Origin of the sequence: Paenibacillus riograndensis SBR5, from assembly GCF_000981585.1 — a bacterium.
Taxonomy (GTDB): Bacteria; Bacillota; Bacilli; order Paenibacillales; family Paenibacillaceae; genus Paenibacillus_AQ; species Paenibacillus_AQ riograndensis.
In genome coordinates this window covers 7395009-7418284 of record NZ_LN831776.1, presented here as the reverse complement: position 1 = coordinate 7418284, position 23276 = coordinate 7395009, and the positions used below count along the sequence as shown (strand labels likewise).

General features: G+C 52.4%; 18 protein-coding genes. 9 read left to right on the top strand and 9 right to left on the bottom strand.

Translation table 11 applies throughout. From position 1 onward, the window contains the following. Positions 1-35: 35 nt before the first annotated feature. From PRIO_RS31345 to PRIO_RS31330, 4 genes are read right to left on the bottom strand one after another with little or no spacing between them, the layout of a single operon-like run. Positions 36-875, bottom strand: coding sequence for a carbohydrate ABC transporter permease (locus PRIO_RS31345; RefSeq protein WP_020425558.1), 840 nt, complete (start codon positions 873-875; stop codon positions 36-38). Next, positions 868-1779 (bottom strand): carbohydrate ABC transporter permease, encoded by a 912-nt coding sequence (locus PRIO_RS31340; protein WP_020425559.1) that lies wholly within the window; start codon positions 1777-1779, stop codon positions 868-870. Before PRIO_RS31340 ends, PRIO_RS31345 begins: the two co-directional genes overlap by 8 nt. 58 nt (positions 1780-1837) lie before the next feature. Next, positions 1838-3130, bottom strand: coding sequence for a response regulator transcription factor (locus PRIO_RS31335; RefSeq protein WP_020425560.1), 1293 nt, complete (start codon positions 3128-3130; stop codon positions 1838-1840). Further along, positions 3123-4925, bottom strand: a complete 1803-nt coding sequence (locus PRIO_RS31330; RefSeq protein ID WP_020425561.1) for a sensor histidine kinase — start codon at positions 4923-4925, stop codon at positions 3123-3125. Before PRIO_RS31330 ends, PRIO_RS31335 begins: the two co-directional genes overlap by 8 nt. Before the next feature lie 684 nt (positions 4926-5609). Between PRIO_RS31330 and mobA the strand changes: the two genes are divergently transcribed. From mobA to PRIO_RS31310, 4 genes are all read left to right on the top strand, one after another. Continuing rightward, entirely contained in the window at positions 5610-6272 is a 663-nt protein-coding gene (gene mobA / locus PRIO_RS31325; protein WP_020425562.1) for a molybdenum cofactor guanylyltransferase, read from the top strand. Between the two features lie 92 nt (positions 6273-6364). After that, entirely contained in the window at positions 6365-8230 is a 1866-nt protein-coding gene (locus PRIO_RS31320; RefSeq protein ID WP_020425563.1) for an ABC transporter ATP-binding protein, read from the top strand. After that, the gene (locus PRIO_RS31315) at positions 8160-8837 is read left to right on the top strand and encodes a response regulator transcription factor (protein ID WP_020425564.1); all 678 of its coding nucleotides are present in this window, start codon (positions 8160-8162) and stop codon (positions 8835-8837) included. The genes PRIO_RS31320 and PRIO_RS31315 overlap by 71 nt, the downstream gene beginning before the upstream one ends. Next, positions 8838-9899 (top strand): sensor histidine kinase, encoded by a 1062-nt coding sequence (locus tag PRIO_RS31310; protein ID WP_020425565.1) that lies wholly within the window; start codon positions 8838-8840, stop codon positions 9897-9899. Here the strand turns inward: PRIO_RS31310 and PRIO_RS31305 are convergent. The 3 genes from PRIO_RS31305 to PRIO_RS31295 form a co-directional block, all read right to left on the bottom strand. Next, positions 9896-10639 (bottom strand): SDR family oxidoreductase, encoded by a 744-nt coding sequence (locus tag PRIO_RS31305; RefSeq protein ID WP_020425566.1) that lies wholly within the window; start codon positions 10637-10639, stop codon positions 9896-9898. The genes PRIO_RS31310 and PRIO_RS31305 overlap by 4 nt on opposite strands. A 33-nt stretch (positions 10640-10672) precedes the next feature. Then, the gene (locus tag PRIO_RS31300; RefSeq protein WP_020425567.1) at positions 10673-11278 is read right to left on the bottom strand and encodes a TetR/AcrR family transcriptional regulator; all 606 of its coding nucleotides are present in this window, start codon (positions 11276-11278) and stop codon (positions 10673-10675) included. Positions 11279-11553: 275 nt separating this feature from the next. Then, positions 11554-13152, bottom strand: a complete 1599-nt coding sequence (locus tag PRIO_RS31295; RefSeq protein ID WP_046506007.1) for an aminotransferase-like domain-containing protein — start codon at positions 13150-13152, stop codon at positions 11554-11556. A gap of 268 nt (positions 13153-13420) precedes the next feature. On the opposite strand from PRIO_RS31295, the gene PRIO_RS31290 reads away from it, so the two are divergent. The 4 genes from PRIO_RS31290 to PRIO_RS31275 all read left to right on the top strand — a co-directional run bounded on the left by PRIO_RS31290 (position 13421) and on the right by PRIO_RS31275 (position 17484). After that, on the top strand, positions 13421-14038 hold the full coding sequence (locus PRIO_RS31290) for a LysE/ArgO family amino acid transporter (RefSeq protein ID WP_020425704.1): 618 nt from the start codon (positions 13421-13423) through the stop codon (positions 14036-14038). A gap of 175 nt (positions 14039-14213) precedes the next feature. Next, positions 14214-15611, top strand: coding sequence for a helix-turn-helix domain-containing protein (locus PRIO_RS31285; protein ID WP_231869782.1), 1398 nt, complete (start codon positions 14214-14216; stop codon positions 15609-15611). 296 nt (positions 15612-15907) lie between these two features. Beyond that, positions 15908-16087 carry an aspartyl-phosphate phosphatase Spo0E family protein gene (locus tag PRIO_RS37370; RefSeq protein WP_020426782.1) on the top strand — a complete coding sequence of 60 codons (180 nt, stop codon included), beginning with the start codon at positions 15908-15910 and terminating at the stop codon, positions 16085-16087. 86 nt (positions 16088-16173) lie between these two features. Continuing rightward, the gene (locus PRIO_RS31275; protein ID WP_020426783.1) at positions 16174-17484 is read left to right on the top strand and encodes a helix-turn-helix domain-containing protein; all 1311 of its coding nucleotides are present in this window, start codon (positions 16174-16176) and stop codon (positions 17482-17484) included. A gap of 163 nt (positions 17485-17647) precedes the next feature. Here PRIO_RS31275 and moaA read toward each other — a convergent pair whose 3' ends face one another. Further along, positions 17648-18649 carry a GTP 3',8-cyclase MoaA gene (moaA, locus tag PRIO_RS31270; RefSeq protein WP_020426784.1) on the bottom strand — a complete coding sequence of 334 codons (1002 nt, stop codon included), beginning with the start codon at positions 18647-18649 and terminating at the stop codon, positions 17648-17650. A 390-nt stretch (positions 18650-19039) separates the two neighbouring features. Here moaA and PRIO_RS31265 point away from each other — a divergent pair, with 390 nt between their 5' ends. Next, positions 19040-19735, top strand: coding sequence for a TorD/DmsD family molecular chaperone (locus PRIO_RS31265; RefSeq protein WP_039786263.1), 696 nt, complete (start codon positions 19040-19042; stop codon positions 19733-19735). Between the two features lie 341 nt (positions 19736-20076). Here the strand turns inward: PRIO_RS31265 and PRIO_RS31260 are convergent, their stop codons facing one another. Further along, positions 20077-23274: an efflux RND transporter permease subunit gene (locus tag PRIO_RS31260; RefSeq protein WP_020426786.1), complete on the bottom strand. Its 3198-nt coding sequence runs from the start codon at positions 23272-23274 to the stop codon at positions 20077-20079. Positions 23275-23276 lie beyond the last annotated feature (2 nt).

Here is a 23276-nt window from a genome sequence, read left to right as displayed (position 1 = left end):
GAGATTGGTACAGTTGTGAACCTCTTGGCCGGAGTTCAGCCTTTGACGGCACCGCCGAGACCTTCCACCAGATAACGCTGGATGTACATGAACAGCAGCACAGGCGGGATAAGGCCGATGATGCTGCCCGCCGCCAATGAAGCGTACTGCACGCTGAACTCCCCAATCATGAACTTAAGCCCGATCGGGATGGTGAAGCGGTCCGGGGTTGTAATGAAGGAGAAGGCGACCAGGAACTCATTCCACACCCCAATGAATGCAAAGGCGCTGGTCGCCACAATGCCCGGAAGCACAATCGGTGCGATAATGGCAAAGATGATGCGGAATCGGCCTGCTCCATCCACCATGCCCGCTTCGTCAATTTCCTTCGGTGTGGAAGAGATGAAGCCCTGCATCAGTATCGTGTTAAACGGTACCTGTAGCACAATATAGAAAAGGACCAGCGAGTAAGGAGTGTTGATCAGCCCGAGATTCTTGAAAATCAGAAACAGCGGAATCACGAACAGGATCACGGGCATCATTTGGGTAGCGAGCAGGATCAGCATAAACGCGCTTTTCCCCTTGAACTTAAACCGGCTCATCGCGTACCCGTTCATCACGGACAGCAGGGTAATCACTACGACCGACATGACCGATACCAGCAGACTGTTCAGAAAATACTGCGAGAAGTTATTTTCGTTCCACACGCTGATATAATTCTCAAAGGTAAAGGGCTGCGGCAGATAATGAATCACCGGGCTCATGATATCCGTTTCTTTTTTTAGAGAAGTGGAAATGGCCCACAGAAACGGCACGAGCACAAGGATCAGCGTCAAGGCCAGCGGAATGTAAAAAAGCAGCTTGCTCCCGATCCGGCGGGCGGTTTTGCTACTCATCCTGCATACCTCCTGCCCGGTTAAGCTTCAGATACAGAATGACAAAGATCATCAGGAACAGGAAGGTCACCACGCCAAGCGCCGATCCGTAACCGTAGTTGCCCTCCAGGATCGAGGTCTTCATCATGTAAATCGGCAGTGTCGTTGTCATATCCATCGGTCCGCCATTAGTCATCGTAAAAATCATGTCAATCGAGTTGAACTCCCAGATCGCCCGGAGCAGCGTGGCGAAGATAATGCTCTCCTTCAGATAAGGGAGCGTAATATGGAACAGCTTCTTCAGCTTTCCGGCCCCGTCCACCTCACAGGATTCATACACCTCATGCGGTATAGTCTGCAAGGCTGCAAGCAGCGTGATGGCAAAGAAGGGAATACCCCGCCACAGCTCAGCGAAGACCACGGAACCGAATACGGTGTCCGGATTGGCGAGCCAGGCAATCTTTTCGTGAATGATGCCAAGCTTCAGCAGGATGTCGTTGATGATCCCGATATGCTGGTTGAACATCAGCGACCACAGCATTGTGGTCAGCACTCCCGACACGGCCCAGGGGACCAGCACCAGCGAACGGACCAGACCGCGCAGCCGGAAAGACTGGTTAAGCAGCAGAGCCACAATCAGTCCGAATACCAGCTGAAGGGCCACCTCGGAAAATACCCATTTCAGCGTAGTGACGAGCGTGGAGTAGAAGAGGTCATCCTCCGTAAAAATATGGCGGAAATTCTCCAGTCCGATATAGCCCGCATCCTGCAGACGGGTGAAATCATAGCTTTGAACACTCAGGTCGAATACCCTGAAAATCGGAAATATGAGGATACCTGCAATCAGCAGCACCGTGGGGGCAATCAGCAGGTAAGGAATCCAGGCCTCCCCTTTCTTTCGTTTTCTTTGTCGCGTAATTTCCATAACCGCACCTCCAGAACAATCGTAATCCAGAAGGCGCATGCACTGAATAAGATATATTTCAAAGGTTGTTTGTTTTCTTTGACAGTTCATCCCGCTGTGATTTCCGGTAATCGGACGGGGACATGCCAAAATGCTTTTTGAACAGCACGCTGAAATATTGGGGATTGCCGTATCCTACCTTTTCACTGATCTCATAGGATTTGCAATCCGTCTGCTTCAGCAGCTCAGCGGCTTTTTCCATCCGGATGCGGATTACGTATTCAATGACGTTGATTTCCCTGTATTTTTTGAACAATGTGCTTACATACGACGGAGAAATGTGAATTTCACCGGCGATGGCTGCAAGGCTGAGGTTCTCGTCGGCATAATTTTTGTGAATATAGCTCTCCATCTGCTTCAGCAGGGTATGGTGGGAATGCTGGGAATGGCTCAGCTCGTCACAGAAAAAAAGTCCGGGTCTGCCCGCGACATCCTTCATATGGGCCGCAGTCAGGGCCTTGTTGTAGGATTGGGGGATTTGCCCGAAGCCTTCGCAGACTGTACCCACACCGATGCTGACAGGGATCTTCAGACAGGTCTCAATCGTATGGCGGATGTCCTCCAAAAGTGTGGCCAGTGAGCAGCCCGATGATGATGCCCCGTCTGTGTCTGCCAGGTTAAAGATAATATTGATCCGGTGGTTATAAGGGACAAAAAAAGGCTTGGGCAGGCGGCTTGTGAACAGCTCTGCACATATGTTCTGAATGGAGAACAGCAGCAGCTCGGTGTTCTCCATTATTCCGGGCCGGGAGAAGCGCTGCAGATCTTCAGGCTGGATCACCGCGACCCGGAAATAGGGGCCTTCCGATTGGATTCCCAGAAGCTCCATCTCCCGGCGGGCCCAATCCACACTGGGAACCCCCGACAGCAGGTCGGCAAAAAATTTATTCTCAATCAGGCTCTGGCTCTTTCTGGCCTTTTCCAGTTCACGCTTCTCCCTCCGCAGATTGTTCCCTGTCCCGGCAACGGATTGCAGGATAACCTCATTGTCCTCGTATTTCAGAATATAACCGGAAGCCTGCAGGTCCAGAGCCTTCTTGGCATAGGAGAAATCGTCGTAGCCGGTCAGGAAAATAATCTTGGTCAAGGCGTAACGCTCATTAACCTTCTCGGCAAGCTGCAGGCCGTCCAGCAGCGGCATTTGAATATCCGTCAGTAGGATGTCCGGCCGGAGCTTCTGCACCAGCTCCCAGCCCTCCTCGCCGTTGGCAGCGGTTGCAACTACTTCAATGCCTTCCCGGCTCCAGTTTACGTTGGCCCGCAGGCCTTCCCGAATCCACTTGTCATCGTCCACAATCAGCAGTTTAAGCATCGGTACTCTCTCCTTTCGCCTCGTTGGCATAGGGAAGGTATACCTTCACCCGTGTGTATACTCCTTCTTCGCTGTCCAGCTGTAATCCGTAGCTGCTCCCGAAATGCAGCACAATGCGCATATGCGCGTTCCATAGCCCGTAAGTGATGGCCTCATATGCGGCCGTATCCGATTGCAGTGACGCCCGAAGCTGCGAGAGCTTGGCCTCACTGATGCCATGTCCATTGTCGTATACTTCAAAAACGGCGTTATCCCCCTCGCGGTAGCCGGTAACGGAAAGATGGCCCTGGCCGTGTTTGTTTTTGATGCCGTGGTAAATGGCATTTTCGACGATGGGCTGGAGCGTCAGCTTGAGAATGGGAAGCTCCAGAAGCTCGTCCGCCACATTGATTTCGTAGTCAAACTCCTGGCTGTAGCGGATGTTCAGAATCATCAGGTAGCTGCGCACATGCTCCATCTCCTCCCGGACGGGAATGATCTCCCGGCCTTTGCTGATGCTGATCCGAAAATAGGAGGTTAGTGCGCTAACCATCGTCGAGGCCCGCTGCCGCTCATTCATATCGATCAGATGCTTAATCGAACTAAGCGTGTTGTAGAGAAAATGCGGCTGAATCTGCGCCTGCATGGCCTGAAGCTCAATCTGGCGCTTTTTCTCCTGCTCGCTGCGCACCTTATCCAGCAGTTGGACAACCGAAGCCAGCAGCCCGGAGAGCCCGCGGGCCAGAACACCCATTTCATTATGCTGGTCCAGAGCGAAGCTGACGGTGAAATCGCCCCGTTCGAAGCGCTTAACCTGCTTGGACAGGTAGCGGAGGGGGTTGCTGAGGTTGCGTGCGACCACTGCGGCCGCCAGACTGACCACGATAAGAATGAAGACCATAATCACCAGAGTGATATACTTGATCCGGTTGGCACCCTCCAGAATGTCCTTCTCGGGAACAACAGCCGCAAGCACCCAATGGTTAAGCGGAAGGGTATTGTAGGCGATAGCCATTTTACGGCCTTCTTTGCTGTCCGTCGAGAAGCTGCCGCTGCTGGCAGTGCTGTTTCTTAGCGCGGTGATCGTGTCTCCGCTCAGCTCATACCCCTTATCCAGCTCTTTGGAGAATAAAGCGCCTTCCGGACTGATCAGCACCAGTGTCCCGCCAGGAGAGATATTCACATTCTCCATAATGTCGAGAAAATAGCTCTCCCGTAAATTAATCAGCACAATGCCGCTGACCGGAGAGCTTTCGGTGCCGATGATTTTGAAGCTGCTCATTACCTTTCGCTGTTCCACGGTTTCGAAGACGGTGTCTTTATGGCTGTTCAGCCAGTAGTACCCCTTCTTCGAAGTGTTATAGCGTTTCAGCCAGTCGCCCAGATCAATATGTACCTTCCGGGGGACGTATTCCTGCTGCAAATTGAAGGACCTCCCGTTATTGAAGGCCACGAAGATGGAATCAATCATTTGAAAATAGGAATGGTATACATCGTCAAGCTGCTTGTGCAGCTCGATCAGATCATCATACCGGTGCTGCTCTGCTGTCTGCCCTTCCCCGGAGAGAATATTGCCCAGGGCATCATTGCGCTCAAGCCTGACTAACTGCTCGAATATGGTCATGAATTTATCGTTCATGAACAGGGCGGTTTGATGGGTGGTGTCAGACAGCGCATAGAAAGCGTTTTCTTTTAATTGCCGGCTTGAGGACAGATATGAGAAGAAGCCGGTTAGAACAACGGATAAAACCAGGATGGGCAGGAAGCAGATCAGCAATTTGGATTGAATAGGCCTGTCGACGAGATAGCGCTTCATGAAATGACTCCTTTGTCAGGGAAGATCTTAAGAAATGTTTACGTTAACATTTTTGCACGGGTGTGATTGGTTTGCCAGCCGTCCCGGCTGCCGGAGAACAGCGTCCCCTCCGAACATAGAGTAGCACAGACCTCTGCAAAATCAACAGTCTGTTTTGTTACATAGGAAATTACGATGACCGTCTTTGTGGATAAAATAGGTACGAAGTTGGGGAGTAGCAGGTGTGAATAAAGCGAATTCACTCGAACGGGTGGAAACCAGCCGGATTCGATAGCCGTTATCCAACGAACGCTTGCGAAGAAGCAGATGAGCAGTACTAGGTGGAAAAAGGGAACTTATTTCTCCCCAAAATCAACAATTAGGAGTTTTAGGTGGAAAAAGGGAACTTAATTGGGCCATATTGCTTAGTCAGGGGTGAAATGAGCTGAATTAGTTACCCTTTTTCCACTTAACCTGCGGACAACAGGGTGCTTGGGCAAATTAGTTACCCTTTTTCCACTTGGAATTGTCCAAGGATTCAAAAAAGGTTCTAACAGGCAACGCTAAACTGAAATCTATCCAGTCAAGGAGGGCACAGCCGGTTGGTTCCTGTTCTGCTGCAAAGGTCTGCCGCTGTTCTCCTGCTGTGAAGTCTGATACGATAACTTCAGAATGCTATAAATATGAGAGCCTGGAGGGGAAAAGATGCCTCAGTTTTCGGGGATTTTGCTGTCGGGGGGATATTCCAGACGTATGGGGCGCGATAAGGCGCTGCTCGGTCTCGGCGGCAGACCGGTCATTGCCCGCCTGGCGGATGAGCTGTCCAAGGTGGCTGCAGGCCCGGTCATAGCCTGCGGGGAGCAGGAGCGGGAGGAATACCGGTTTTTGGGGCTGACCCAGGTGCCGGACCTTTATCCGGGCTGCGGCCCGCTGGCCGGGCTTCATGCGGCGCTGCTCCAATCGCCCACGGAATGGAGCGTAGTGGCTGCCTGTGATCTGCCGTTTGCTTCAGCGGAATTTATGCGGTATATGATGAGTTCGGCTGCGGAGCCCGGCCGGGATCTGATCCGCAATTATAGCGGGGGCAGCCTGCAGATAGACGCTGCGGTTCCAGAGTCCATCACCGGCCGTGTTCAGCCCCTGCTGGGGCTCTACCATAAACGTGTGCTGCCGGTTCTGGAAGAAGCGCTGCACGGGCGGCGGTTCAGAGTCATGGAATGCCTGGACGCTCTGGAGGTGCTCTATATTCCGGAAGCAGGCTTCACGGGCGGTCCGGAGCCTTCACCTTTATACAACATGAACACACCGGAGGATTATGCAGCGGCCCTGGAGCTGGTTTCCACACCGGCGGATGATTCCTCTGTTTAATTCCAGTTTACATTGCCGGGTTACAGTAGATTTAAGGCGGAAGGGGACCACAGACGTCCTTGAAATTGATCCGCTGGAAAAGGGGAACATCCATGAATAATAAACAATCTGACAAGAAGCAGGGGGCGTCCTTGAAGTCTTTTTTGAAGCTCCTGCACAGTACCAAGCCTTCCTATGGGCTATTGGCGTTTGCTGTTGCGCTTAGCATGATATCGACCCTGGTGGGTCTTGTGATTCCCATGTTCACCAAGAATCTGGTCGACGGCTTCTCCCTGGCTTCGGTCAGCAAGCTGCAGATTGCCGGGATTGCCGGTGCTTTTATTGCCCAGACGATTGCCGGAGGAGTCTCGATCTACCTGCTGAATTATGTCGGACAGAAGGCTGTAGCGGGACTGCGGGACCGGTTGTGGCGTAAATTTCTCGTACTGCCGGTAGCTTACTACAACGACAACCGCACCGGAGAGAGTGTCAGCCGGATGACGAACGACACAGGGATTATCAAAACCCTGATCTCAGAACATTTAGCGAGCCTGTTCACCGGGGTGATCTCTATCGTCGGCTCAATTGCCGTGCTGCTCTATCTGAACTGGCAAATGACGCTGGTGCTGTTCACCGTACTCCCGTTGTCCGCGCTGATTCTGGTGCCGCTGGGCCGGCAGATGTACAAAATCTCCAAGGGTACGCAGGACGAAACCGCATCCTTCACCGCTACGCTCAGCGGCGTTTTGTCCGAGATCCGGCTGGTGAAATCCTCCGGTGCAGAACAGAAGGAATATGAAGCCGGACGTACCGGAATCATGAACCTGTTATCCTTCGGCATCCGTGAGGGCAAAATCAGCGCCATGATCAGTCCGCTGGTCTCCTTCGTATTCATGATGCTGCTGGTGGTCGTTATCGGCTACGGCGGAATGCAGGTGTCTTCCGGCGCGCTGACGGCCGGGGAACTGGTCGCGTTCATCCTGTATTTGATTCAGATCGTGATGCCGCTGACCCAGCTGACCCAGTTCTTCACCCAGATTCAAAAGGCCAAAGGCGCTTCCGAACGGATCATAGAGACTCTTGCGGCCGATGAGGAGATTTACGAGGGGGTGGAGGAAGCCAAGAGTGCGGAAGAGCCTATTGTGATCGATGATTTAAGCTTTGGCTACACAACAGGCGACCCGGTGCTCAGCAGAGTAAGCTTCTCCATGCTGCCGGGACAGGTGACGGCAATTGTCGGACCGAGCGGCGGCGGCAAAACGACGCTTTTCTCGCTGCTGGAAAGGTTTTATGAACCGCAGAGCGGGGGGATTAAGCTGGGAGCGAAGCCGATATCGACCTTCTCTCTGCGTTCCTGGCGCAAGCTGATCGGCTATGTTTCCCAGGAAAGCCCGCTGCTCTCCGGCACGATTGCCGACAACCTCGCTTATGGCCTGAACCGTGAGGTTGGCGTGGAGGAACTGCGCCGTGCTGCGGCGATGGCTTATGCCGACGGCTTCATCAGCGAGCTTCCGCACGGCTATGATACCGATGTCGGTGAACGCGGAGTGAAGCTGTCCGGCGGACAGCGCCAGCGGATCGCCATTGCCCGGGCGCTGCTGCGTGATCCGAAGATTCTAATGCTCGACGAAGCGACCGCAAGCCTTGACAGCCAGTCGGAGGCAGTGGTGCAGAAAGCCCTGTCCAACCTGATGAAGGGACGGACGACGATTGTCATTGCGCACCGGCTGGCGACAGTTGTAAATGCGGATCAGATTATCTTTATGGAGAAGGGCCGGATTACCGGCAGGGGAACACATGAAGAACTGCTGCGGGAGCATGAGCTGTACCGGGAGTTTGCCGAACAGCAGCTGCAATTGAATTCACCGGTGCTTTCCGGCGGAGGTGAAGAGAAGGGGGAGGCGAAGAATGGCCAAAATCCTGGTAGTGGACGACGATCCGCACATCCGCGAATTGGTGGAAGTCTTTTTGAGAGCTGAAGGCATGGAGGAGGTATTCGGTGCTTCGGATGGCATCGAGGCGCTGCGGCTGCTTGAGGATAATGGAGTCGACCTTGCAGTCATTGATGTCATGATGCCGAATATGGATGGCTGGGAGCTGTGCAAGGAACTGCGCCGGAGCTATGATATTCCGATTCTGATGCTGACGGCCAAAGGCGAAACCTCGCAGATCGTCAAAGGCTTCGAGCTGGGCACCGACGATTATCTGGTCAAGCCGTTCGAGCCTCCGGTGCTGATCGCCAGGGTCAAAGCCCTGCTGAAGCGGTACCAGATTTCTGCTGCACAGAGCGTCAATGTCGGCGGTTTGCGCATGAACCGCAAAACCTATGAGGTGACTGCAGACCAGGGAAGCATTACGCTGCCGCTGAAGGAGTTTGAGCTGCTGTTCAAACTGGCCAGCTATCCGGGGCAGACGCTGACGCGTGACCGGCTGATTGAAGAGGTCTGGGGATATGATTTTGAAGGAAATGAACGTACGCTGGATGTGCATGTGGGCCGTTTGCGTGACCGTTTTCCCCGGGAGGACTATGGTTTTGCCATCCGTACGGTCCGGGGTCTGGGCTACCGCCTGGAGGTGGGTAAATAGATGGGCAGAAGCAGAGCCGGAGAGATTGTGAAAAGGGTCATGGGGATAACCATAGTCATCGCAGGCTTCTATTTTTCCTGGAACGGCGGGTATTTCGGGCTAAAGCTGCTCGAGAAGCACTTTAACTGGTCCCTTACGCCCTATAAGTCCCAATTGCTGACGATGATGCTGCAGTTTCTCATTCTGTTTCTGCTGGCCGGGATCGCGGGGCTGGTCGGACGCCTGAGAGGAGATGAACGGGCCTTTTATATCCCCATTATTACAGCGATGCGGCAAATCTCCAAGGGGAACTTCAAGGTCGAGCTGGAGAACGACCGGCGCTACGGGCAATTTGGCAGTATCGTCGAAGGCATCAACGAAATGGCCAGCGAGCTGAGCCGGATGGAAACGATGCGCCAGGACTTTATCTCCAACGTCTCACATGAGATTCAGTCCCCGCTCACCTCGATTCGCGGCTTCGCCCGCGCCCTGAGGGATGAAGGGCTGAGTGCGGAGAGCAGGGCTCATTATCTCGATATTATTGAGGCAGAGGGCAGCCGCCTCTCCGGCCTCAGCGACAATCTGCTGAAGCTGTCGGCGCTGGAGGCGGAGAGCTTTCCGTTCGAGCGCACAGCCTACCGGCTGGATAAGCAGCTCCAGGAGATGATTCTGGCTTGTGAGCCGCAGTGGCTGGACAAGAATATCGACGTCGAGGCTGAACTGGAGGAGGTAACTGTCCAAGCGGTAAAAGACCTGCTGAGTCAGGTATGGACCAACCTGCTGCATAACAGCATCAAATTCACTCCCCAGGACGGGATGATTACGGTCCGTCTGCGGACTCTGGATAACCGGGTGGAAGTCGAAATCAAGGATAACGGCATCGGGATTGCCGAGGACGACCTGCCCCGCATCTTCGAGCGTTTCTATAAGGTGGACAAAGCCAGAAGCACCAGCGGAGGCGGCAGCGGGCTTGGCTTGTCGCTGGTCAAAAAAATCGTGGACATCCATGAAGGCAGCATAACCATCACAAGCCGCCCCGGGGAAGGGACGGCTTGTGTAGTGGTTTTGCCTATGCAGCCTTAGATAAATCCGCCATTCACGCGCAGTGTCTGGCCGGTGATCCATCCCGATTGTTCTGCAGCGAGGAAGCTGACCACTCCGGCAATATCCTCCGGCTGGCCCAGCCGTCCGAAGGCATTGGTCTTCTTCAGCCCCTCAAGCTGTGCTTCCGATTTGCCCTCCAGGAACAGGTCGGTAGCAACAGGACCGGGAGCAACCGCGTTGATGGTGATGCCTTTGCTGCCGAACTCCTTGGCGAGCTGGCGGGTGAACTGCTCCACTGCACCTTTGGTACCGGCATAAATACTGTAAGCCGGGAACATCTGCCCATTGACCGAAGTGGAGAAGTTAATGATGCGCCCGCCCTGTTCCAGGTGAAAGAAGGCCTGCTGGCAGGAGAAGTAGGTTCCTTTGACGTTAATCGCGAACTGCTTGTCGAACTGTTCTTCGGTGGCTTCTCCAATCAGGCTGTTGATCATAATTCCCGCGTTGTTGACCACAATATCGATTTTTCCGAACAATGCCTTGGTATCCTTGTACAGCTGCTCAATCTGTGCAGGCTTGCTGATGTCGGCCTGAAGCGCAGCAGCGCTTCCGCCTTGGGCTTGAATGCCCTGGACCACCTCTTCCGCTTGCTTCGGGCTGCTTGAATAGTTAATGACTACCGAAGCTCCCTCTTGCGCTAATCTCTCCGCGACACTCCGACCAATGCCTCTCGATGACCCGGTAACTATGGCAACCTTACCTTGCAGGGATTGACTCATTTGATATTCCTCCTGAAATGTTATGGATTTTTACTAATGAATTGAAGCGGTAAGCCCCTGTTCCAGAAGCTGCCAGAGCTGCTCGAATTCCTGCTCTATGCTGGCACTCCGCCATTCATGGGCATGAACCGGATGGTGAAATCTGGAGGTGGCATGAAAAAGCGAACGGGCAAGCGAGCTAGTCGCTGCGCTTTGTGCAATCCGCTTCTGTTGAATTCCTCTGTCAATCAGAATGCCCATCTGCTCCATAATCCGCTGGATATGCACCTCAATCAACTCAGCGGCTTCCATGGTAACGTCCGTGTACATCTTGAACATTTCACGATCCTGTTCGGCATAGTGACGCTTCAGCTCAATCAGCCGGGCAATATATACCTTTAGCTGCGCCAGCGCATTGTCTGCCGGGGCCTTCACAATCTGTTCCAGCGGGACAACGATCTGCTCTTCCAGCCAGCGCTCCGTTACCGCCTCCCTCAGAGCGGCTTTGCTGGGAAAATGGCGATAAAGCGTGCCATGGCTGACACCCAGGAGCTTGGCCACATCGGTTACCGAGGTCTTGTCAGGCCCGAATCGGCGCAGCGTCTGCTCGGCGGCATCCATAATTTCTGTTTTACTCAAAAAGGAGCTTGATTTGCTCACGGGTTCGACCTCCTCTGTGTACACAGCATATCACTAAGACAATCAAATGACAAATATTATTTTTTGTCATTTGATTATAGAGAGATTACATAATGCTCAAGAACGATGACCAGGAATCCCTGAAGGATATTCTGTTGGATAGCTGCTAGCAGCGCTTGTTGGAATAAGGGAACCTATTTCTCCTCAGAATCAATAATCTTGAGATTTAAATGGAAAAAGGAAACTTAATTGGGGGATATAATAACACATATAGTGAATTTAGCCGGCAGACCGGTTCAGGAACCGGGCCGCTGGAGCTTGCGGATCAGTCCGGCCAATATGGGGAGGCCGGTTTCCAGTTCGGCAGGCGAGGCGTAGACGTAGGACAGCCGCAGATGGCGGCTGTCGCTCCGGTCGTACAGATCGCCTGTGTTCAGCAGCAGCCCGGCCTTATGGGCCGCGCGGAATAGCGTCCGCAGCGGCACCGGCTTGTCCAGGGCCAGCCAGATGTAGAAGCCGCCTGCCGGAACGTTCCATGCAGCCAGTCCGGCAAAATGGCGCTGCAGCAGCGCAAGCGCAGCATCCCGCCGCTGCCGCAGTCTGGCCCGCAGGCGCTGCAGATGCTCTTCATGATACCCGCCCTCCAGCCATCGGGCGGCTGCAAGCTGCGAGAGCGAGCTTGCCCCGTAGTCGGTCTGCATCTTAATGTCGGCCAGCCGCCGCACGACAGGCTCCGGGCCAACGATCCAGCCGATGCGCAGCCCCGGACTGGCGGATTTCGACAGTGTGCCGAGATGCAGCACTCTGCCTTCGCGGTCGAGCGCCTTCAGCGGGAGGGGAGGCGGCGTGTCGAGCCAGAGCTCCTGATAGGCTCCATCCTCCAGGATGGGCAGGCCAAGCCCGCCGGTCACACCCATAAGCTTTTGCCGCCGCTGGGCGTCCATCAGAATTCCCGTCGGATTATGGAACGACGGGATGCTGTACAGCATAGCCGCCTTGGTCCGGCGGGCTTCCCGGGCCAGCCGGTCCGTCAGCAGCCCATGCTCATCCATGGGCAGGCCGTTGAACTTCACTCCGGCGGATTGGAAGGCATGAATGGAATAGAGATAGGAGGGCTTTTCCAGCAGAATGGTAGAGCCGCGCGGCAAAAGGCCAACCGCTATCAGCTGCAGGCCCTGGAGCGCTCCAGAGGTAATCAGAATGGAGTCTGGATCAGCCTGTATGCCATTCTTCGCCAGTTCGGAGCTTACTGCTCTCCGCAGTCCCAGGCTGCCGAGGGGCGCTTCATAGGAGAGCGGTGGCAACGTCTGCCGGGAGAGCTCGGCCAGCACACGGGTCATGGCCTCACCGGGCAGCAGCCCGGGCGACGGCTCTCCTGTGCCTAGACGGATCAGCCCCTGCTCATATTCCAGCCGGTTGATGTCCTGCACCGTAGGCAGATTGGGATAGTGGACGCCCTCTTCGACATAAGAATTCCAGCTTCCGGCAGGCTGGACCGGCAATATATCCGTCCCTGCGCCGTCACCGGATGTAGCCATCCCGTTACCGTATGAAGCCGCTCGGCTACCGGATGTAGCCACCCCGTCACCGTACGAAACCGCCCCGTCTGCTGCGGCGGCCCGTAAATCGGCCACCCGGGTCCCGCCGCCCCGCCTGCCCTCGATGAGTCCCAGCGCCGACAGTTCTCCCAGCGCAGTTACCACTGTGCTGCGGTTCACACCCAGCTGGCGGCACAGCTCGCGCTGAGGGGCCAGCCGCATTCCGGGCGGCCAAGCGCCACTTCTGATTTTGTCCATAAAATAATTGGAGATTTGCCTGTGCAGCGGCAGCGCTGATGCCGGGTCCGGTGCCCATGATCTGCCCGGTGCCTGTTCCTTTTGATGTTGGTTGGTCAAAATGCCAACTCCTTTGTGAAGGTCTTTTGTTAAGAACAGCGAGGCCGGATCTGGCAGGAGTTCTTTTATCTGGAGTATACCACCTTTGGCCTGTGCTCATTAGTTTGGTTGGGTGGCAATTGGAGAATTTGGCTGGTTACGAGCTCTGCCGTTGCGGTGTAAGATCAGTCATGCGGCGAAAAGTGGGAGTGGTTATAGCGTTCAAATCTGGTCCCGCTGTTCACCAAATTCAATCGTCCGCAAGCATACTGAGAGGAGGAGCAGACGAATGCTGGAAGCTATTGTGCATGGAATCTTATTGGCCTTTGGGCTTATTTTGCCGCTGGGCGTACAGAATATATTTGTTTTTAACCAAGGGGCGCTTCAGCCCCGGTTCCGCAGAGTGGTGCCTGTAGTTCTTACGGCGGCTGTATGTGATACGCTGCTGATTGCTGCGGCTGTCGGTGGAATTTCGCTCGTGCTGCTCTCCGTGGAATGGGTAACACCCATCGTGTACGGTGCGGGAATCTTATTTCTGTGCATCATGGGCTGGAAAATATGGAACGCAGCACCGGGAGAGAGGGACAGGGAGGCGCGGGTACTCTCGCTAAAAGGCCAGGTAGGCTATGCCCTTTCTGTGTCTCTGCTGAACCCGCATGCGCTGCTGGATACAGTGGGTGTCATCGGCACCAATTCTCTGCAGTATACCGGTGCTGAACGCTGGGCGTTTGCGGCTGCGGCGGCGGGGATCTCCTGGATGTGGTTTTTGAGCCTTGCAGCAGCCGGCCGGGTGCTGGGCAGACTGGATTCCTCCGGCAGAGTGATCCGGCTGCTGAACACAGTTTCAGCGCTGCTGATTTGGGGCATTGCGGTGTACATGGGAGTACGGCTCTGGCGGTCATTTTGACGTGAATCTCCTTGTTTCATAAGGAAATGGCAACCCTATTGCCTAAATTTTAAAATAATTTGCCGTGTTCACTTTTTAGACTAATCTAGTATATTGACCATTGGAATATTATCACATAGGATTACAGTTATACAGGCAACAACCTATTTTCTGGGATTCAAAAGGAGGTGATTCCTTGGAGTCTACAGCCACGATTCGAGATCAGCTAGCGGATTATTTATCTGAACAGTGCATGTCCATTAATCAGTTCGCAGACAGATGCGGCATTAATTCCGGGACACTCAGCCGGATTGTAAAAGGCAATCAGCCGATAGCCATGAGTCACCTGGAGTTATTGACCAAGGGTATGGGGAAGGGGGAAGATCACTTTTTCAGCTTGTATGTAGATGAGTGCTTCTATTATTCGGCACCCACCTGGCGGCGGCTGCGGCCGTTTATGATCCGCTGCGCTGAGCTTGGGCGCATGGATTGTATCGAACGCATGGTGCAAATTCTGCTTGATAATCTGAACAATGTGCCTACGCTGTTTGAGGTGGCTGAAGGATTATTCAAGCAAGGGCAATGGCAGGCGGCAGCATTGTTATACGAGAATGTGAGCGCCAGCGAGAAATACCAGTATTCCGAACGCCTTGCCATGTGTCAGTACCGCTTGTTCCGTATTGCGCTTGGTGACGACCAGAGCGAGAACCTGCGGGCGGCGACGCTGTTCGAACCTTATGTGCCCCGGTTGGATGAGGCGGATCAGTTGGATGCTTTGAGGCACCTTGCACATGTTTATGGTTCTCTACATAAGTGGTGTAAGGTGGAGGAATTAGCCCAAGAAATGCTTCATCTTGCCAAGATTCGTTATGATTTAAAGGGCCATTCTGCTCAGAAATACGATAACGAGAAAACTTCTGAAAGACCATTATATTTTTATATTCTTTACGCATATTTAATGCGTTCAAATGTGTATAAGGAACGTGGGGATTATAAAACCGCTTTAGAATTGGTACCGTTCTACACGGATGGAAGTTGGATAAAGGAAAATGATGAAGAAGTGCAGCGAACCTTATTACAATTCCGAGAATGGGGAAAAGCAAATACCTATCTATACCGTTTGTTAGAGGGGCAGGCAGAGGTACTGGATGAATATGTGGAATATATCTCTTCACAATCGGGCGAGATATTTATAGCTTTGTACAATATTATCAAATCGGCAAACTGTTTTCATTGGAAGGTTGATCACATACTGGAACGATTCTCTGGATATATACCTCTTATTTCCCATCAAACATATGTTACGGAATTAGGTGATTACAACCAGCAGATTATGTCTGATCAATATGCGAGGTTTCTTACTGAATTGGCTGCCTATTCTTTGCAACATAAGAGAAAGGAAGGCATTCGTTACATACTAGAAAGTTTAGAATCATCTACCAAAATAAATAACGAGAGTAATATCATTAAATGTGTCGATTTATTCGAACAATACCGCTCTATTGCAGAGGATGACGAGAAAAGGAAATACAAAAGTCTAATAAGAGAGGTGCAGGAATCAAATGGGAAAAAAACTACTATTAGCTTTTTGTAGCTTAACGATTTTAATTTTTATTTCGGTCGAAATTTCCAAAGTTAATGGTGTACTTGAGGCTGATAATACGCAGACATTAGTTCAGTCGTTAAGCCATGGTTGGGGTGTTTAAGTTTTGAGGAGACCGCTCGATCATCATAATAAATGTATAAATTATTTTGACGTCTCCGTTAACCGGAGGCGTATTTTTATGTGCATTCCTTTACCACGGTAAATTATTAGGGCGCTGCAACCATGATGACACTTCACAATTTTACATAATTATCTAAAATATTGCATGAGGAGACAAAACTGATATGAATAATGCAGTACTCATTAGAATTCGTATTGATTGGGTAAGACGTAAACTTTATCAAATGCAAATGCAGTATGGTGGTTTCAGCCACCCCAAGGTACTCAGACAATCGGTAGAACTGGACAAGTTGCTGAACAATTACAGTAATATTCATATGAATCAGAGACGCGCACCCGCATAAGTGGAATTTTTCACTATGTAAGAAATAGGCTTTCAAATAAAGGATATAGTGTCCTGATTATAAGTACGAATAAAGGTGGTATGGACTTGGAGCATACAGTCACAATTCGCGATGAGCTATGGGCGTACTTAGCACAAGAGGAGCTGTCAATTAACAGATTTGCTGCACTCAGCGGTATTCATTCCGGAACACTGAGCCGGATCATGAAAGGCCGGCAGGCGATGGCTATGAGCCACTTGGAACGAATCACCCAGACTATGGGACTGGCAGAGGACTATTTTTACAGTAAATATGTAAATGAATGTTTGTATGATTCGGCACCAACTTGGCGGCGACTACGGCCTTTTATTCTGCGTTCTGCACAGCTTGAACGTCTGGATTGCATTGAGCAACTGGTCCATGGTCTGCTGGACAATCTGGTCTATGCGCCGCTGTTGTTTGATCTGGCGGAAGAACTCTTCCAGCAGGATAAGCATCAGGCTGCTGCAATCATATATGAGAATGTGGCTGCCAGCGAGAAGTATCAGCATTCTGAACGTCTGGCGCTTTGTCAGTACCGTTTATTTATGATTTCTTTGGGAGATGACCCTCAACAGAACTTGATAGAGGCTACTCTATTTGAAAACTATGTGAATCGACTCGACGAGGCCCATCAGTTGGATGCCATAAAGAAATTGGTACATGTATATTATTCATTACATCATTGGGAGAAGGCAGAAGAACTGACACAGGAATTGCACCGACTCGCTTCTATTCAATATAATTTACGCAGTCGGGCAAACCACAAGCATAACAACACCACAGCATTAGAAAGGCCGTTATATTTTTATATTCTATACGCACAACTTATGCGTTCATGTACCTACGAGGAACGTGGGGATTACAAGACTGCTCTGGAAATTGTGCCACTCTACACAGATGGAAGCTGGATACAGGAGGAGGGAGAGGAGGTAAATCGAATTGTAGCTCAATTTAAAGAGTGGGGGACGGCCAATACTTATTTAAATCGCTTGATGGATGGACAAAAAGAGGTGTTGGACGAGTATGTCGATTTCGTCTCGAAAAGGGAAAATGAGATTTTCACAGCCTTATATAAAATTGTAGAGACAGCTAACCGCTATCATTGGGATGTGGACCACATATTAAAGCGCTTTTCATCGTACATTCCTTATCGTAGATACTCAGGTATATTTACCAAACGCGATAAACACGTCACCGATGATCACCACGCCCGGTTCCGCAGCGAACTGGCTACCTATTACTTAGCCCGCAGGCGCTTTGGGGCCAAAGAAATCGCCATGCGCAGCGTAGATCTTTCTGCTGAAGTCGATCATGACCGCAATGTGATTAAAGGCACGATATCGGTGGATTTTGAGATCAATATAGCAAGCACCTAGGGGACTTAATGCCAAGTAAGCTGAAGGCAGCTTAATGCGGACAGGAGAAGCGTTATTTTGCAAAAACAGGTCACTTTTATGGCTATGCGGACACAGAATCCGATAAACGGCAGCGCGATCCGATAAGGATGGCCCTGCCGTTTATTTGATGTTTCGTGACCGCCTAACCCCCGATTTGCGACATGCGCCGCACGGTCGGGGTATGACTCTGCGCTTTACGCTCCAGGGCGAGCGCCATTTCGTGGTTATGCGGCTTGTTGCCCAAGGCTTGGCGGAATAAGGCCTGCACGGCTGCGGGATCGCTGGTCAGAGGACGGACATTGTATTCGTCCGCCCAGTAGAGGCAGGCCTTGATGTGCCCGTCTGCCGTTAGGCGCAGCCGGTTGCAATTGTCGCAGAAATGCTCGCTTACGGGATGGATCAGCCCGAAGGTTCCGCGCGCACCGACCACCCGCCGGTTCTGGGAAGGGCCGTTGCCGGACGGCATGTCTGCCTCTTCCGTGGCCCAGCCTGCTTCATGGCAGGCTTCAACTACGGTTTCCAGCGGCAGATACGTCTGGCGCCAGGCATCGCTTGCGCTGCCAATGGGCATATATTCAATGAACCGCACATTCAGCGGGCTGTTCAGGGTCAGCGAGATGAAGTCCTTGATCTCATCATCGTTGATGCCCTTCATGAGCACAACATTGAGCTTGATCGGGGAGAGGCCCGCCGCCTCAGCGGCTTCAATCCCCTTCAGCACTTTGGCGACTTCCCCGCCGCGGGTGATCATGGCAAAACGGTCCTGGCGCAGGGAATCCAGGCTGATGTTCACCCGTGACAGGCCCGCCTGCTTGAGCAGGGCGGCTTTGGCGGGAAGCATCAGGCCGTTGGTAGTAAGGGAGATGTCCTCAATGCCCGGGATGGCGGCAATCATGGAGACAAGCTTGTCCAAATCCTTGCGCACCAGGGGCTCGCCTCCGGTCAGACGGATTTTGCTCAGCCCCAGAGGGGCGAGCGCCTTCACAACAGCGGTAATTTCTTCATAGCTCATAATCTCGTCCTGGGGCTGGAATTGCATTCCTTCCGCAGGCATACAATAAATGCAGCGCAGGTTGCAGCGGTCTGTAACCGATATGCGCATGTAATCATGCAGTCGTCCAAAAGGGTCCGTCAAGGGTTCCATGTTGTGCTCCCTTCAGCATGTATTTATTTTAAATTTTAAAGATTGTTGACAGCCCCGTCAATGCGATAGTTATGGCAGTGTGCACGTAATGAAATGGAAAGGGGGTGAACACAGGCTATAACGGATAGAAACAAGACAACCTAAATAATATGTGATGAAACCGAAATGGCAAAGGCCAATTTTGACAGAAGTGCGACAATTTCGGGGAATGGTCATAGAATGCTCACCGAAAGCGTTTCACTTTTCCGATATAATTTAGGTGCGGAAGTATTATCAGTTTACATTCCACTCACTTTTGCGAAGAGCACAGCTTTGATTAGACCGGATAACGCCCGCCTTGCAAGAGACAAGCGATAAGCGCCCGGCAAACCAATAGGGAGGATTTGCAAAATGACTATACCAACTGTTCCATCGCTCGTCGTGCCGGAGGCATTCAGCCGTTGGTTGGAGAGCCGGGGATTAATATATCAATTATTAGTGGATTTTTATGGGCGCAAGCCTAGTCTGTCACTGGTCGCCCAGTGGATTCGAAACCGCCAGCTTGGTGTCGCAGCGGAGATGACGGAAGGCGGACGTGAACTGAAACGGTACCTTTGCAGCCAGGAGCCTTCAGCGCTCCCACAGATCTGCGAGCGGGAGACCCATGAATATATGCGCCTTATGAATGAGCGTGCAGCCAGCACTATTGTGGCACGTGAAGCAGCCGAGCTGGGCCGTGAGGAAGAATTCTGCAACGTGCTCTCCGATGTATATGCTTCGGCAGGAATTGTCTTCAAGAAATGCGGCGGTGAAGCCGATGATCATATTTCCATAGAGCTGGAATTCATGGCAGTAATGCATGAGCGGATGCTGTACAACAGCTTCTCCATCCGCAGTGCTATGGAGCTGCTGGAGATTCAGGAGCGTTTCCTGGAAGAGCATCTGCTGAGATGGACACCACAGTTCTGCGAGCGGCTGAATGCCGCAACGGATAGTCCGCTCTACCTTGGACTCAGCCATATGCTGGAGGAATTCCTGCCGCAGGATCTGCAGATGCTGCGCGCCTGGAAGACTTCGCTGGAGAGCAGCGCGGCTACAATGGCGTAAACGGAGCTGGGCTGGGAATTATCTAGCGTGAGCGATTGAAATACAGGATCAGCATGTTATCATAGAGCCAGAACAAGCGTAAAAAAAAGAGAACCGTGCGCTAACACGGTTCTCTGGTGCAACAGCCGCTTTTAAGGGCGGTGGCTTTCGGAAAAATAGTCAAGAAATAGACCGTTTCCTTTGGGTAGGGCGGTCTATTTCTTTTGAGGTAGTTTAGCAGTGCTTGTGTGATTATACCACGAATATTCATAGGTAGGATATAACATTTCTCCAAAAATAAGGCACCCTTCCACATAAGGAAGAGCGCCTTGTTTTTTATTATTTCAATTGGTCATCAAGCCTTATTCATACACTTTTTTGCTGCGGAATTTCATCAGGAACTCATACACTACCGGCACAACAACCAAGGTCAGCAGGGTGGAACTGACCAGACCGCCGATTACTGTTACACCGAGGCCCTTGGAGATGATGCCGGCGCTGTTTTCGAGACCGGATACGAGCGGCAGCAATGCGCCGATGGTCGCCAGTGCGGTCATCAGGATCGGACGCAAGCGGGTGGCTCCGGCTTCAAGCAAGGCTTGGCGTGTAGACATCCCTTCTTTTTCCTTGTGGATTACACGGTCGATCAAGACAATCGCATTGGTGACGACGATCCCGATCAGCATCAGTGCGCCCATGAGCGCCGAGACGTTGAGGGTTTCTCCGGCCAGCAGCAGGGCAACCAGTGCACCGATGACGGTGAACGGCAGGGAGAACAGGATAGCGAACGGGGCCAGACCGCCGCCGAAGGTAACCACGAGCACGAAGTACACGATGGCAATGGCAGCCGCCATGGCAACTCCAAGCTGTCCGAACGTATCGTTAATCTGCTCGGTTACACCGCCGAAGGTGACGGTCACGCCATCCGGCAGATCGAGCGCGTCGATTTTTTCCTTGACGCTGTTCGAAGCACTGTTCACGTCACTCGAGATAATCTCAGCGGTGACATCAACCTTCATTTTACCGTCTTCGCGTGTAATGGAGTCCGGCGAAGTGCCATTCTCAATCTTGGCTACCTCGCCAATCGGCACCGTAATGCCCAGCGGGGAGGTCAGCGTAGCCTTTTCCATTTCCTGAATGCTGCTGTACGTATCCTTGTCAGTTTCAATATAGACATTATAATTTTTACCGTCCATCGCTACCTCAGTCAGCACTGGGCGGGTACCGGCAGGACTAAGCTTCATGGCTATTTGTCCGGCGGTAAGGCCGAGAGAACTAAGCTTCGCCTGATCGGCAACGATGGTGTATTGATCGTAGGCTTCGGAGAGGCTGGTCTTTCCATCCTTGAAGTTGCCGGTGTCCGCCTGCACAATGCCGGCAATTTCGTCGGCTACCGGCTTAAGCTGATCCAGACTGTCTCCAAAAATGTTCACGGTCAGCGTATTGCCGCCAAGACCCCCGCCTGACATGCCGGACATATCGCCCCAGACCCCATCCGGCACCTCTTTGGTCAGACCTTCAATCAGGTTTTCTTTGACGGTATCAAAATCCGGAGTATCACTGTCATAGGTTACATAGAACAGCCCGGAATTGCCGGAGCCCATACCGAACGGGCCGCCGCCGCCGATGGAATACTGCATTTTATCCAAATGCTTTTGAGCCAGAATGTATTTCTCGGCTTTCAGGCCTTGCTCCTTCACGTCTTCCAGCGTTTGTCCGGCTTTTGGAGAGAAGGTGAGCATTACGTTTTTCTCTTCCTGGGAAGGCATGAAGCTCACACCGATCGGTTTGATCAGGAACAAGCTGCCCACCAGCAGAAGCACGGCTACCCCGAAGGTAATCAGCTTATGGGAGAGGGACCAGTCCAGAATTTTCTGATAGCCGGCAGCCATTCTGCCCGGCTTTTCGCTGTGGCTGTTCTTGCCTTTCTTCAGGCCGTTGCGGAACAGCGAGTGTGCGAGTGCGGGCACCAGGGTAATCGCCACGATCAGTGAAGCCAGCAGAGCGAATACCATCGTGAGGGCAAAAGGCAGGAACAGCTCGCCCACCATACCGCTGACAAAAGCGAGCGGTAGGAACACAGCGATGGTAACGATCGTGGAGGACATGATCGGCACGAACATTTCACGTGTGGCCGCGCTGATCAGCTCCCGGCCCCGCAGCTTCTCACCGGATAGACTCAGGCGCCGGTAGATGTTCTCAATGACGACAATCGAGTCATCGACGACACGCCCAATGGCGACGGTCATTGCTCCCAGAGTCATCATATTCAGGGTAATGTCCATCTGGCGCAGGCAGAGAACTGCGATCAGCAGGGACAATGGAATAGAGATGATGGAAATAATCGTCGAGCGGATATTCCGCAGGAAGAGCAGAATGATCAGCACGGCGAACAGGGCGCCAAAGGCAGCCTTGGACAGCATGGTGTTTACGGAATCCTCAATCGGCTTTCCTTGGTCCAGCAGAACGGTAAGATCCATCGATTTGTATTGCTTCTTCAGTTCATCCGTCTTGTCCTTGACGCCGTTAACCACATCTACTGTGTTGGCATCATTGGCTTTTACGATCTGAATCCCGATGGATTCCTTGCCGTTGGTGCGGGATATGGACTCCGATTTCCCTGTAACCTCGATATTGGCCAGCTCTCCCAGCTTGACGGTCGGCAGTCCGGTCATAGCTGCTCCGCCGGCTGCATTGCCAGCGGCATTACCGGGTGCGCCCGTTGCTCCGGCTCCACCGGCTGCACCTGTACCTGCAGGTGTGCCTGCACTTGCCGGGGCTCCGCCAGCTGCACCCGCACCTGCTGCGCCGGAGGGCACAACGGGGATGCTCAGGTTTTTCAGATCATCAACGGTCGTAACATTGCCATCCACAACAACGGCTTTCTGCGACTCCTCCATTGTGAAGAGTCCAAGCGGCACGCGCAGGGAAGAGCCTTGGACGATTCCTTTAATGGTATCCTCGGTCAGCCCGTACTGTTTCAGCTTATCCTGGTTGAACTTCAGCGTGACTTCTTTGACATATTGTCCGGCAATCTGCACGGAGGCTACCCCTTCGATATCTTCCAGAGCCGGACGGATATCATTCTCGGCGATGCGGGTCAGGCTCTCCAGATCGGAGGAGCTGTTGTCGGACAAACTGAGTGAAATCACCGGCAGAGAGCTCAGGCTGAACCGTGAAATCTGCGGTTTCTGCACATTATCCGGCAGGGCAACTTCATTCAGCGCCTCGCGCACGGCTGCCGTAGCATTATCCAGATTTGTGCCGTAATCAAATTCAATGGTGATGCTTGAGGCGTTTTCGAGCGAGTTCGAGGTCAATGTCTTCACGCCGTCCACATTGCGGAGCTTCTGCTCCAGCGGCTTGCTGACATCGTTCACCACGCCCTCAGGTGCAGCTCCCGGGTAAATGGTTGTGATACTGAGATAAGGGATGCTGATATTAGGCAGTGTTTCCTGCTTCATGGTCAGGCCGCTGTACAGACCGGCGAACACAATAATAATGGTCAGAAGCCAAATAGCGAATTTGTTTCTGAGCGAAAAGTTAATGAGGCTTTTCATAA